A 13353-nucleotide genomic window follows, 5' to 3' on the forward strand; every position below is an offset into this window, starting at 1 on the left:
GCCAGGAGGGTGACAGGAGATTTCAGGAAAGCGTTCAGAACGCCATGCTCAGACGCGCCGACAACATCTGCGCATGGTTATGCTGCCCGGTTTCGTAGTCATACCCGAAATTCAACACCGTACGCGCCGACAGCATCGCGTCCAGCTTGACGCCGAACAGGCCGCTGTAGCGCGACAAACCGATGCCGAGCAACGGCTGCCATTGCTCCAGGCCGACGAAGCTGGCTTCGAATACGTCGCCATGCGAGGCCAGGCTGCGTTGCCATTGCGCATGCGCGCCGACCTCCACGGTGCGGCCGTCGTCGAAGGCCCAACGATGGCCTGTGCGCACGCCGAGCCCCGCCTCCCAGCGATCCAGCGTCTGAGCCTTGCTGCGCAGGCCAAAACCGCCGGCGCCCTGCTCGACAAAGCCGTCACGATCAACGCGTGCATACTGCACGTCGACGAACGGCGTGACGTGGCTGCCCCCGCGATCGAAGTGCAGGCCGCTTTCCTCGTGAGCCACGCCATAGCTGCCGTTGTAGCGGGTCGACACGCCCTGCATGCTGTAACCCAGCAGGAGCTGCCGGCCAATATCCTGCTGGAAGTGGCCGAAGCCCACGCGGCCCTGTGTGTACCAGTGGCCATCAAGCCAGCCGGCGTACAGCATGCCCTCGGTGCTGCGGCTGTTGTCGTGGTCGAGACCCTGGCTCAGGCGCTGCTGGCCTTGGCTCTGTCCGAACGCGAAACCGGCCACCCCGGAGCGGCCGATCCGGCGATCGCTGCCAAGCAGCCAGCCATTCAACTGGAAGCCGACGCCGGCGAAGCCGCTGCGCTCCATGTCGCCGCCGACGTTGAGGCTTTGCGTCCACATGCCGAAATCCGCGCGCTTGTCGAGCAAGCTGTCGAAGTGGTCCGACAGCGCACGGCTGGATGCGTCGATCGCCTCGAACGTCATCGCCGCGCTGGCCGCGTGCAACTGGCCGGAGAGGCTTTGCAGCGAAGCCTGCGCCGACTGCAGGGTGGGCGCCTGCTGGAACTGGCCGGCGGCCTGCACGAAATCGCTAGGCACGCTGGAAAGCTTGTCGCTCGCGATCTTCTGGTCCAGTTGCTCGAAGGCTCCCTGCACACGCCGCGCGCTGCCCATGGAGGCCGCGGTATAGCTCACGCCATGGCCAGCCGCCGCCAGGGTCACGTCAAGCCCGGTGGTATCCAGCCACACGCTCTTCGCGTCGTAGTTGATGGTAGTCGCCGTGAACACCACGCCGGAGTCCTTCACCAGCGTGTCGAAAGTGCCAGTGACACCCCCTGCGGCAGTCAGGACATCGGTATGGGTATTGCTGACATAGCCGCTGTCGGCGCCGGTCACTTCCAGCGTACCGCCATTCAGCGTGGCCTTGCCGGCCACGTCGAGCTTGCTGCCCAGGTTGACGGCCAGCGTGCCGGTGGAGGCCTGGGCATAGTCGCCCCCTACCGTGCTGTTACCTGCGTGGACGAGCATCCTGCCTGCATTGGAAAGGTTGCCGGCCACACCCGGCACTCCCGAATGCAGGGTTGCACCGGAGTAACCGTCCAGCGTACCTGCTTCATTGATGGTGACGTCACCGGGCAATGCCGCCGATGCCTGCAGCAAGCCATGATTGATCGTGGTACCTCCGCTGTACGTGTTCGACGCCAGCAGAATCACGTCGCCTGAACCATTTTGCGTGACGGATCCCGTCCCGGAGACAAGTCCATAGAAAAAGAGCGACCAATCGCTATTGAATGCCAGCGCCCCGTTGTCCAATACATTTGCATCCAAAATGCCGCTGCACATACAACTGCCGGCGGGCATGCCCCCGGTGTTATCTATCTGCAGGGTACCGTGGTCGATCTCGATGCGAGGCGGGCTTATGACATTGCTCGTCAGTAGCGTCAGCGTACCGGTGCCGGCCTGCACGAGCGTGCCGTCGTTTACCGCGTCACCTCCCCCCAGCACATTGCCCCCGAAGACCACATCGTCGCTGCGGTCGAACACCAGCCTGCCGTGGTAGAGGGTAATGTCGCCGGAGCCGACGGATCCTTCGGTACCGCCGTTACCAATCTGCAGGATGCCGCCATCGACGGCGGTGCCAAACGATACGAGATCGTCATTGTCGATGATCCACGTACCATCTCCGCCTTTGTTCAAGCGGCCGGCGAACGTCGTCACGCCGGTAACGGCCTGGGAATACAACTGCACCGATCCCGCATCGCCATCCAACGTCAGGGAAGAGTCGTTGCGCGATCCGATATCGAGATTACCGCGAATGGAGCCACCCGCCGACAGCGTGACGGAATTGGATGCCGTGGGGATCATCTGCACATTGCCGATAATGGTGCCCGCGTTGACCAAGGTCAGCTCACCGCCAGCACTCTGCGCGGTCTGCCCGTCGGACGCCACGAAAATGGCGCAGTCACCCGTACCACTACAATCCCCACTGGTCGTCCCGGCCGTCTCGATGACGGATCCGCTGCCATTGGTAACGCTGCCGCCGTGCTGCAAATAGAGCGCTGTCGAACCCCCGGTGATCACCGCGCCTCCCGTATTTCTCACGGTAGCGGTTTCACCCATCACCTGGATGGCGAAACCATCTGCGGAGCTTATTGTGCTTCCGGCGCCATCATTGGTCACCGTGCCGCCGTATTGCAAATCGACCGCTGCCGTCGCCCCCGAAATGATGCCACCGCCGGTATTCTGCACGGCAGCTTGTTCAAACAGCGCCTGGATTCCAAGGCCGTTGCTTGAACGAATGATGCTGCCGACGCCATCGTTGACGACAGATCCGCCGTAGCCCAGGCCCACGCCGACATTTCCACCCTCGATCACTCCGCCACTGCTGTTCTTGACCGTGGCGGACGAACCATCAAGCATGACGCCGGCATTGTTTCCCACGATGCTCCCGCCATCGTGGTTCAATACCGCGCGGTTCCGGGCGAGATAGGAATTCTCTCCTTCCACGCCCGTGCCCACGTCGCCACCGAGTGCACCGGCATTGTCCAAGACACCATAGCCCTTCAACACGATGCGGTTGGACAATGCGCCCCCCTGATCCACCTGCAGCGTGTAGCTGGAACCATAGGAACCGTTGTCGTTGCCTACCGTGATGTCGCCTGCACCGAGCGCCGCTCCAGGAGCAACCTCCAGCGTGCCGCCCGTCACCTCGGTGCCACCGGCGTAGGTGCTTGCACCCGTCAGCACCAACTTGCCTGAGCCGGATTGCACCAATGACCCGGTCCCGCTGACGGTGCCGTTGAAAGCCACATCGTCGCTGCGGTTGAACGCCAGAGACGCATTATCCATCACGTCGCCCAAGATCGAACCAGTCGTGCCACCATTGCCGACCTGCAACGTACCATCGCTGATCGTGGTGCCTCCGGTGTACGTGTCGGCGCCACCGAGTACCAGCGTGCCGAGGTCGGTCTTGACCAATGCCGTGTCGCCGCCGAGCACGCTATTGATCGTGGCCTTGTAGCCCGCCCCAGCAGCCGTTCCATCGCCCACGCGGATGATCGAATGCGTGGAATTGTCCACACTGCCAACAAGTCTGATCACATCGCCCTGGACAACATAACCATCGCTGGCGAACTGCATGCCAGCCGCGTCGATGCCACCATGGCTGCCGTCGACGGTGACCACACCCGCCGCTCCCTGGAACACCGCGAAAGAACCATTGCCATAGGGCGCATTCACCGCGCCACCGGCGTCGGTCCAGTCGTTGCCCGAGGCACCATTCTGCCAAGTCCCGTTGCCGCCGTTGACCACGTCGTTGCCCTTGGGGCCGGCGTCGCCATCCCAGAAGTCGAACGCCATGCCCGAGGTATCGATTAGGTTGACTTGCTGCGCAACCCCGACCTGGACCACCCAGCCCGAAGGAACCTTGCCCAGAGCCAGGCCGTTGTCGACCAGGACGCCGTCATAGTTGAACAAGCGATGCACGCCTGGACCCAAATCGCTGCCCGGTGCCACGCTCACATTCAAGGTGCCGTCCAGCGTCAAGTCGCCCTTGACGTACGTGAGGTCGCCGGGCTGGCCACCGGCCGCGGAAGCCTGGCCAAAATCGTAATCGAGCATCGAACCGGCAGACAGATGGAGGTCACCACCGATGGTGAGCGTGCCGATGGCAGCTTTGCTGCCCGGCGCCAGGGTGGCTCCGTCGGCCAGGTTGACACTTCCGCCCAGGCTGCCCGCGCCCCCCAGGGTGGCGCCGCTGCCGACGATGGTCGACCCAGTGGCGGCGGACTGGTTGCCGTCCACATACAAACTGCCGGCATCGACTTCCGTAGTCCCGGTGTAGCCGTTGGCACCGATGAGGACGAGCGCACCGCTGCCCGCCTTGGTCAAGCCTCCGTTGCCGGAGACAATGCCGGCAAATTCGATATCGTCGGAGCGATCGAAGGCGAGCGTGCCATGGTCCGTGACATCTCCCACGATCATGCCGGTCGTGCCGCCGTTGCCCAGTTGCAGCGTGCCCTGGTCGATCGTGGTGCCGCCGGTATAACTGCCACTCCCGGTCAACACCAGGGTGCCAGCACCACCCTTGATCAGGTCGATCGATCCACCGATGTCTTCAGACCACACTACCGTATGGCCGGCGTCGACGTCGGCATGCCCCCCGGCAAAACCGCCATCACCTGATGGTGTTGGCGAAGGCCTGACATTCGCGCCGGCACCTCCACCGCCGCCGCAACCCGACAGCCCCAGTGCCAAAGCCACTGCAAACGCCACGGCACGCGGCCGCGATCCGTGCTTCACATCGGACATGAATCTGCTCCCCTGTTCCCCTTGGCGCACGGCCGGTCGCCGGCCTGCGCCGGCAATGTACTACGGACCTAGGTAGCCGGGCGAAGGCCAGTCGGAGAAGGCTGGCGCTTGGCTTGCCGCTTCTCAACCCGCCAGATCAGCGCAGCGACCACGAGCCGCGCGCCTTCGTCGATGACCGCGTCCATAGCCACGCCGGAAAGCAGCACCGGGTGATGCAACACCGTGTCGTGCGCCAGCGCCTCGATCCATGTAACGCACACGAACGCGGGGAGGTCCAGGTCGACGGCGAGGATCTCGTCACGATGGCGCTGCAGGCAGGCCTTGAAAGGGCGTGATTTTCCCTGCCGAAGGCTTCACGTTCTCGGGCTTCCCCACGCCGGACGATTTGCCTCCCGCCTGCACAAGGGCAACACGGCGGCGCGAGGCCCGCGCTACCGGGGGGCGCCGGCGCAGGGCGACCCGCCCGGCTGCATCGCGTGGAATTCGATCGACAGGCCGAGGTCGTCCCGCGTCGGCGCGAGGAAGGATTCGCCCGACAGGCCGCGGTACGTGGCGAGCTTGCGCTCGTAGCCGCGTTCGACCCAGCGCCGCGCGCGGCCCAGGTCGCTCACGCCGAAGCTCACGCCCAGCACGCGCGGGCCGCCGCCGGCCAGGGTGTCGGCGGCCACGCCCTTGCCCGCGGGCTGGAGCGCCAGCAGTGCCGTCGGCCCCACCGGCACGCAGAAGCCGGCCGCACCGACCTCGGGCAGCTTCACCGGCACGGCATGGCCGAAGCCCATCTTCTCCAGCTGCCGGCGGTCGACTTCTGCATCGCCCGACACCAGCCAGATCGCCGACAGCTCGCGCGCGCCGTTGGGGTGTTCGCGCGTCACCCGGTAGTCGCCGGCGTTGGCGGGGTCGAACTGGTCGGGCGCGTAGTCGGCGGCGTAGTCGATGAAGAAGGTGTTGCTCGACAGCGGCGCGCGGTCGAACGCGAACAGCCGCCAGCCCGGCTTCGCGCTGTCCGGTCCGGCGAAGAACGGCGTGACCGCGTAATGGAGCGACTCCAGCCGGCGGCGGATCGCATCGAGGTCGGCGGAGCGGAAGCCGAAGCTGCGCGAGCCCGGGCCGCCCTTCAGCGCCTGCTGGTCTTCCTTCATGCCCGGGTCGAAGACCGGGTCGGGCCGGGTGATGCCCAGCAGCTCGATGAAACTGCTGTCGGCGAAGCGGACGTAGCGGTTGGCGACGCCGCCCGGGTCGCGCCCGGGCCGCACCTGGAAACCCAGCTTGACCGCCATGACCGAGGTCGCCTGGTCGATGCCGCGCCCCCACAGCAGGATGTGGTCGAGCCGCGTCACGGACGTCTTGGGAGTGGGTGCGGGTGCCGGCGTCGCGGCCTGGGCGGTGCCCAGGCACAGGAGCATGGCGGATACGAGCAGGATCGGGCGCATTGAATCCTCACGTGAAAGGCGGTGGTTTTTCGCTGGAGGCAGGTCACAACGGCACCGCGGTCCGGGGGCGCGTGGATGCCCGCCCGTGCAACGGGACAGTTGGGGGAACACCACTCGGGCGACGTGCCCGAGGCGCTCTTTTATGGGCGGTTCGCCTCTCACCCGCAAGGACAATTTCCGGACAAAAACAGCCAACGCAACACGCACGCATGCGGCCATGCGCGCGCCGGCCGCGGGGTGATGTGCTCCGCGATCAGCCGCCCGCGCTCCGGCGCAGCGACTGTGGCGGCATGCCGAAGGCGCGGACGAAGGCGCGGCGCATGCGGCTGGCATCGCCGAACCCGGTCGATGCGGCGATGTGGTCCAGGCTGAGGTGGCTGGTCTCCACCGCGACGCGGGCGGCCTCCAGGCGCAGGCCTTCCACGACCTTGGCCGGCGTCGCGCCGATCTCCGCCACGAAGGCGCGGGCGAAATTCCGCGGGCTCATCGCGGCGCGCTCGGCCAGCCGCTCGACCGTCATCGGCTCAATGAGGCGCGCGCGCATCCAGCCGATCAGGTCGCCGAAACGGCCGGTCCGGCCGCCCTGCTCCACCAGCACGGAATACTGCGACTGCCCGCCGTGCTTGCGCTGGTGGACGACGAGCTGCTGCGCCGCGCGCCGTGCGAGGCCCGGGCCGAGGTCGTCCTCGACCAGCGCCAGCGCGAGGTCGATCCCCGCGGAAATGCCCGCCGACGTCCACACCTTGCCGTCCCTGACGAACATGCGGTCGGCGTCGAGCCGCACCTTCGGGTAGCGCAGCCGGAAACGCTCGGCCGCATCCCAGTGCGTGGTGGCGCGGCGCTCGTCGAGCAGGCCGGCCTCGGCGAGGAAGAACGCGCCGGAGCAGACGCCGGCCGCGCGACGCCACGCGTCATCGCCGAGCCAGGCCACGATGCCGGGCTGGCTCGCCTCGACCTGGGCCAGGGTGCCGCCGGACACGATCACCGTATCGAAGCGCTTCCGCTCCAGCGGCGCCGCCGCCAGGCTCACGCCCGAGGAACTGCGCACGGCGCCGCCGCCCGGGGCGAGCACGCTGATCGCATAGCTGTCCGGCCGGAAACGCTCCGCCATCTCGAACACCGCGACCGGGCCAGCGGCGTCGAGCAGCTGGAATCCCGGGAAAACGACGATGGCGATGTCGCGTCGCATGGTGGTGGCAACCGCTCGGCTTGGGGTCCAGGTCCGGCAAAGTGGCGTAGCCGCGGGGAGGCGTCAAGCCGCTCCTGGTGGGCCGGAGCCGACTCCGGCGAGCGGCACGCCTTGCGGGCGGGTCGCGGCTATTCCCTTTCCCGCGCGTCCCGCATCGACACCAGCCGCAGGAAGGCCTCGTGCTGGTAGCGGCTCATGCGCAGCTTCTGGCCGGTGTCCATCGTCACGACGTGGTAGCCGTTGAACCACGGATGGATCGCCTTGACCCGGCGCATGTTGATGACCGCCGAACGGTGCACGCGCGCGAACTGCCGCGGGTCCAGCCGGTCGGCCAGCGCACCCAGCGTCTCGCGCAGCTCGTGCACGCGGTCGACCAGGTGGACCAGCACCGTGTTCCGGCTGGCCTTGATCCAGACGATGTCGCCCACGTCGACGAAGGTGATCTGCTCGCCCTCGCGCACGGGAATGCGCTCGAGGTAGCCCTCGCGCCGGCGCAGCGCGTCCAGCGCCTGCATGATGCGCGCGGACGAGACCGCGTCGCGGCTCCCCGCGGCGAGCCGCGCCTTGACGCGCGCGAGCGCGTGGGCGAAGCGCTCGCGGCTGAACGGCTTGACCAGGTAGTCCACGGCGTTCGCCTCGAAGGCGCGCACCGCATGCTGCTCGTAGGCGGTCACGAATACCGTCGCCGGCATGCGCTCGGCACCGATCGCCGCCACCACCTCGATGCCGGTCATCGCGGGCATCTGCACGTCGAGGAAGACCAGTTCCGGCGAGCCGTCGCGGATCGCCCGCACGGCCGCCGCGCCGTCGCCGCATTCGCCCAGGAGCGCCACGTCGGGATCCTCGCGCAGCAGGCGCACGATGGCGCGCCGCGCGATCGGCTCGTCGTCCACGACCAGCGTCGCGATGCTCACGCGAGCTCGACCTCCGGCGACTCGTCGGGCTCTTCCATTTCGCGGAACGGCAACCGCAGCCGGCACACCACGCCGCGCGGCCAGATCATCTCCAGCCGCGTCTGCGCGGCGTCGCCGTACAGCTCCTTCAGGCGCAGCACGGTGTTCGACAGGCCGATGCCATGTCCCGCCGCGGGCCGTTCCTCCAGCGTGCTGTTGTGGTTGCGCACGTCGATGCACAGCATGCCGTCCTCGCGGCGGCTCTCGATCTCGACGCAGTCCGTGCCGATGCGTTCGCCGATGCCGTGGCGGATGGCGTTCTCCACGATCGGCTGCAGGATCAGACTGGGCACGGCCGCGCGCAGCGTTTCCGGGGCGACGTAGACGCGCGTGGCGAGCCGGTCCTTGAAGCGGGTGCGCTGGATGCCGAGGTACAGGTCCAGCAGCACCAGCTCCTGCCGCAGGGTGATCTCCTGGCCCTGGCAGTCCTCCAGGAACGCGCGCAGCAGGTCGCTCAGGCGCAGCAGCATGTCCTCCGCCGAGGGCGTGTCCTCGTGCAGCAGCGTGGCGATCGCGTGCATCGTGTTGAACAGGAAATGCGGCTGCAGCTGCGTGCGCAGCACCTGCAGGCGCGACTGCGCCAGGTCCGAGGCCAGCCGGCTGGCCTCCACCTCGCGGCGCGTCTTTTCCTCGTGCAGTTGCATCGCCTGCTGGATCGCGAACAGCGCCCAGTAGGTGAGCATGCCGGTCGCGGCGTGCTGGCCGACGAACTGGCGCAGCTGCTCGCCGAACCCGCTGGGTTCGAACGCGGTCGAGACGAAGGCGCCGATCACCAGCGCCAGGAAGGTCATGCCCAGGCTCGCCGGCAGCTGCATGCCGAGGTCGCGCAGGCGCAGCGGCGCGCGCACCGGGTAGCGTGCCGCCAGCCGGAACACCAGCGGCGCCAGCGCGGCCCACGTGTACCACTGGATCATCGCCCAGCGCACGTAGTCGAACATCGACCACGTATGGCCCATCAGCGCGTCGCGCAGGTAGCCCTGCACGGCGAACGGCGCGGCGACCGCGCCCCACAGGCCCAGGTAACGGGCCAGGCCGATCTCCACATTGCCCAGGCGCACGTTCATCGCAGCCTTCCCCACGGTGATGCCGGCATCCTAGGCGCGGCCGAGGCCGCTGAAAAGCGCGAGATGTCCGCACTACGATTCGTCAGCGCATCACGACGATTCGTCCCGGAACGCTGTCGCCCGCAGCCCCTTCTCCGGCCAGATGCATCCGGGCCACGCGGCCGCCATCCGCCGGAGAACCGCCATGCATCCGATCCGCACCGCCGTTTTCGCCTTGCTCTTCGCCGCATCAGGCGCCCGCGCCGCCGATGGACCGGGGACGCCCCGCGTGCCGCCGCCCTTCCACTTGGTCAACGCCAGCTTCGACAGCGTCACCAGGCTCGCCATCGCCGCTGCGGGCACGGGCGACTACCGCGCCATCGCCCTGGGCCACCCGCTGCAGGGCGGCCTCGACGCGATCACGTTCGACGTGCCCGCGGGCGGCTGCCTGCGCGACCTCCGCGTCACCTTCGCGAACGGCCGCGTGCTCGACGTGCCGGCGATCAACGTCTGCCGGCGGCACGGGCTGCGGCTGGCGGGGCGCTGAACCACCGGTTTTCCGCCGCCTCGCACAGGTGGCGTTTCCTGCTTCCGCCGAAGCCCGGGCAGCTCCGCCGGACAAGGCTTCCTACGGCTCGTCTGCCGCTTCCGGTGCGCTGAACGCCTTGCTGTAGTAGCCGGACGGATCGAAGCAGCACACCCGCCGCTTACCCGAAGCCAGCATGTCGCAGGCATCGGCAATCCGCCTGGCGCGGGTGGCTGGCTGCCTGGCCGATACGATCCAGTGGATCCAGTCCACGCGGGCCAGGGTGGTCGTGCCTTCCCAGGCCGCCCGGCTCTCGGGGGCATCGCTCAGCGCCCGGCGCAGATCCGGAGGAAGCGCCGGCTCCGGCTCCCTGGCCGGCATGATCTCGAGCACGACCATGTCGCCGGCGGCGACGCCGGCAGCTTCACGCAGCGCCCCGTCCACCTTGAGCCAGTGGCTCAGGCGTCCATCCGGCTCGAGCGTGGCTGCGAAGGCCCGGCCGTTGAGCGTGCCCTCCACGGTCGTCCTTCCCCGCCGCGGCAGCCTGGCGCTGGCTTCCGCGGGCAACACCACGAACGTCCACGACGCATCGCGGGGTTTCGCCGGGCGCAGCAGCTTCGTCTCGAAACGGAATGGAGTGTTTTTCCCGGCCATCCTGGATCGTCCGCAAACGGCCGGAGAGTACAGCACCAGCCGGCCCATGGGGCAGGGACCCACCGGCTTGCCCGGTCCGGCCACGGCGAAACGCCGGATCACCTCACTGCCCGCTCCCCCTGCCGGACCATCCAGACGATGAGGATGCCGATGAAGCGACATGCCCGTGTCCTGGCAGCGATCGCGCTGCCTGCATCGACGACAGCGGTGCCGACTCCTGCGACGGCGCAGGATGCCAGGCCCGCCATGCACGGCAAGGCCGATCCCGCCGCCGTAGTCGAACTCGGCCAGGTGCGCTTCGCCGTGCTGACGCCACGCATGACCGGCGCTGGCGCGCCGTGCGATTGAGATGCGCGTCGCCGCCTCCACATCGTGGTACCCGGAACTGCACTGGATCGCCCATGACCGCCCCCGCCCCGCTCCGCATCGATTTCGTTTCCGATGTCGCCTGCCCGTGGTGCGCGGTCGGGCTCGCCAGCCTGCGCCAGGCGCTGGCGAGGCTCGACGGCGAGGTGCGCGCACAGATCCACCTGCAGCCGTTCGAGCTGAACCCGCAGATGGCGGCCGAAGGCGAGGACGCCGGCGAGCACATCATGCGCAAGTATGGCATCGACGCGGCCCGCATGGACGCCAACCGCGCAGCGATCCGCGAGCGCGCCGCGGCGCTCGGCTTCGCCTACAACGTGGGGCGCGGCAGCCGCGTCTGGAACACCTTCGACGCGCACCGGCTGCTGCACTGGGCCGGGCTGCGGGACAGCGCCCGCGCGCTGGCGCTGAAGGAGGCGCTGCTGCGCGCCTACTTCAGCGACGGCGAGAACGTTTCCGACCGCGAGGTGCTCGTTCGCATCGCGGCGGCCGCCGGCCTCGACGCCGGCGAAGCACGCCGCGTGCTGGACGACGGCGCGTACGCCGACGAAGTGCGCGCGCAGGAACGCCGCTTCCAGCAGGCCGGCATCCATTCCGTGCCCGCCACCATCGTCAACGGCACGCACCTGATCTCGGGCGGGCAGCCGCCGGAGGTGTTCGAACGCGCACTGCGGGAGATCGCCGGGACGGTCGCTGGCGAAGGCAGCGTCCGCGGCTAGTCCCGCCTTCGGGTGGCGCACCGCGGCTGGATGATTCGCGGCAAAGCCTCGACGCCTGGCTTCCATCCCGGGACAGTCTCAGGCCCGTGGCCCGTTGGCCGGAATTACGCGCCTTCGCCGTCGGCATGCAGAACCCGGAAGCGGGCAGGCTCCGCCGGATCCCTGTCGACGACCTGGACCGGCGCCGCCGCCCACTGCCAGACGCTGACGCCCGGCACGCGCGAGAACCCGATCGTCCCGCGCGTGCCTTCGACGGCGACGCGCGGCCAGGCCCCGGCCATGCGCGGCCGCTCCATGCCGTGGGAGCGCAGCATGTCGGCGAGCACGACGATCGTGTCATAGCCTTCGAAGGCGACGAAGGAAGGCGCCGCGGACAAGCGCTTGCGAAGGTCCGCATCGACTCGCGCGCCGAGCGGCGTGAGGCGTCCGGGCAGGTAGCGCAGGAACGGGATCGCGGCGCCGTCGTCGCCGAGCGACGCCATCCATCCATCGAACTCCGGCTGCCCGGCCGGGGCGCCCACCAGGAGCCCGGCGAGGCGCGGATCACCGCGGACGGCCTTGACGATCGACACCGCCGGCTCCGGGAACCCGAGCAGCAGCAGGAGCGCGTCCGCGCGATGGTCGATGAGCGCGTCGCACATGGCCGCGGGCGCGAGCGAACGCGCATCGAGATCGATCACGGCGCCGCTGCGCGGTTCCAGGCAATCCCGCAGGATGCGGGTGCCGGATGCCCAGTAGACGCTCGGCTCGGCGGCCACGGCGATGCGGCGGTGCCCCTTGCCGAGAAGGAAGTCCGCATAGATCCCCCAGCCGCGCGATTGCGGCGGAGCCAGCCGCGCGACCCATTCCGTCGGCTGCCCGGTGAGCGCGTCGAGTACCGCCGACGCGCAGAGGAACGGCAAGCCGAGGGCGTCGGCCCGCGCCGCCGCGGCGCGCGCGACGACGCTGTGGTATTCCCCCGCCAGCGCGGCCACGCCCAGGTCGGCCCACTCGTCGACGGCCGCCGCGGCGCGCTGCGGGTCGGCCGCAGTATCCCGGACCAGCAGTTCGAGCGGCCTTCCGGCGATCCCGCCGGCGATGTTGGCGTCATGCACGGCCAGCTCGAGCCCGGCAAGCAGGTGCCGGCCGGCCTCGACCCAGCCAGGCCGGGTGAGCGGAACGAGGGCGCCGATCCGGGCGGCGCCGCGGGCTTGCCTCGCCTCTCGCGGCGAAGGTGGCATCGTCATGGACAGGCGACTCTCGTGGCCAGCGGCCAGGCAAGCGCCAATCTAGCTCATACCCGGCCGCGGCGAACCATGCCCCCATCGTCCCGCGAACCGGCCTGCGTGCGCCGGAATGCCCCTCCGCGGCGACAGGCCCCATCCGGCGGGGGCCCGGCGGGCGGGCGAATTGCGTATTCCGGTTGGTTGATTCCAGTAATCACTGCCCACGCGTCTGGTGCTGTCGTACTGCTGATGTTTGACCGTAGAAGCCCCCATGACCAGCCGTGGAAACGCCGCCGCTCACATCCACTACCTGGGCGTCTACCACCCACACCTCTCATGTGCGGAACGTCGCTGAAACACAGATGCCAAGAGCGATACAGCGGATGGGTTTCACTGGCGCAGGCGGTCAATGCCAGCGCCAGGTCGAACAACCAGAACAGGCCGCGTTTCATGCCTTGTCCTCGTTGGGAATGACCACGCACCGGCCGTCATCGGTGGGCCGGTTG

General features: G+C 68.4%; 11 protein-coding genes. 4 read left to right on the forward strand and 7 right to left on the reverse strand.

What is annotated here, in order from left to right:
- Positions 1 to 34: 34 nt before the first annotated feature.
- Positions 35 to 4762, reverse strand: coding sequence for an autotransporter domain-containing protein (locus QMK61_RS03420; RefSeq protein ID WP_302070424.1), 4728 nt, complete (start codon positions 4760 to 4762; stop codon positions 35 to 37).
- A 113-nt stretch (positions 4763 to 4875) separates the two neighbouring features.
- Between QMK61_RS03420 and QMK61_RS03425 the strand changes: the two genes are divergently transcribed.
- The gene (locus QMK61_RS03425; protein WP_302070425.1) at positions 4876 to 5097 is read left to right on the forward strand and encodes a hypothetical protein; all 222 of its coding nucleotides are present in this window, start codon (positions 4876 to 4878) and stop codon (positions 5095 to 5097) included.
- 96 nt (positions 5098 to 5193) lie between these two features.
- Here QMK61_RS03425 and QMK61_RS03430 read toward each other — a convergent pair whose 3' ends face one another.
- The 4 genes from QMK61_RS03430 to QMK61_RS03445 all read right to left on the reverse strand — a co-directional run bounded on the left by QMK61_RS03430 (position 5194) and on the right by QMK61_RS03445 (position 9398).
- A complete protein-coding gene (locus QMK61_RS03430; RefSeq protein ID WP_302070426.1) occupies positions 5194 to 6192 on the reverse strand; it encodes a VOC family protein in 999 nt (332 codons plus the stop codon).
- Positions 6193 to 6445: 253 nt separating this feature from the next.
- Positions 6446 to 7381 (reverse strand): GlxA family transcriptional regulator, encoded by a 936-nt coding sequence (locus QMK61_RS03435; RefSeq protein ID WP_302070427.1) that lies wholly within the window; start codon positions 7379 to 7381, stop codon positions 6446 to 6448.
- Between the two features lie 128 nt (positions 7382 to 7509).
- Entirely contained in the window at positions 7510 to 8295 is a 786-nt protein-coding gene (locus QMK61_RS03440) for a LytTR family DNA-binding domain-containing protein (protein ID WP_302070428.1), read from the reverse strand.
- Complete coding sequence (locus QMK61_RS03445) at positions 8292 to 9398, reverse strand: histidine kinase (RefSeq protein WP_302070429.1); 1107 nt, start codon at positions 9396 to 9398, stop codon at positions 8292 to 8294. Before QMK61_RS03445 ends, QMK61_RS03440 begins: the two co-directional genes overlap by 4 nt.
- Positions 9399 to 9666: 268 nt before the next feature.
- On the opposite strand from QMK61_RS03445, the gene QMK61_RS03450 reads away from it, so the two are divergent.
- Positions 9667 to 9924, forward strand: a complete 258-nt coding sequence (locus QMK61_RS03450; protein ID WP_302070430.1) for a hypothetical protein — start codon at positions 9667 to 9669, stop codon at positions 9922 to 9924.
- Between the two features lie 81 nt (positions 9925 to 10005).
- On the opposite strand, the gene QMK61_RS03455 is transcribed toward QMK61_RS03450, so the two are convergent.
- Positions 10006 to 10557 carry a YdeI/OmpD-associated family protein gene (locus tag QMK61_RS03455; RefSeq protein ID WP_302070747.1) on the reverse strand — a complete coding sequence of 184 codons (552 nt, stop codon included), beginning with the start codon at positions 10555 to 10557 and terminating at the stop codon, positions 10006 to 10008.
- 150 nt (positions 10558 to 10707) lie between these two features.
- Between QMK61_RS03455 and QMK61_RS03460 the strand changes: the two genes are divergently transcribed.
- A complete protein-coding gene (locus tag QMK61_RS03460; RefSeq protein ID WP_302070431.1) occupies positions 10708 to 10905 on the forward strand; it encodes a hypothetical protein in 198 nt (65 codons plus the stop codon).
- Positions 10906 to 10958: 53 nt separating this feature from the next.
- The gene (locus QMK61_RS03465; protein ID WP_302070432.1) at positions 10959 to 11642 is read left to right on the forward strand and encodes a DsbA family oxidoreductase; all 684 of its coding nucleotides are present in this window, start codon (positions 10959 to 10961) and stop codon (positions 11640 to 11642) included.
- Positions 11643 to 11746: 104 nt separating this feature from the next.
- On the opposite strand, the gene QMK61_RS03470 is transcribed toward QMK61_RS03465, so the two are convergent.
- Positions 11747 to 12868: an ABC transporter substrate-binding protein gene (locus QMK61_RS03470; RefSeq protein WP_302070433.1), complete on the reverse strand. Its 1122-nt coding sequence runs from the start codon at positions 12866 to 12868 to the stop codon at positions 11747 to 11749.
- Positions 12869 to 13353: the final 485 nt, after the last annotated feature.

This window comes from Fulvimonas sp. R45 (assembly GCF_030504985.1).
Taxonomy (GTDB): domain Bacteria; phylum Pseudomonadota; class Gammaproteobacteria; order Xanthomonadales; family Rhodanobacteraceae; genus Rhodanobacter_A.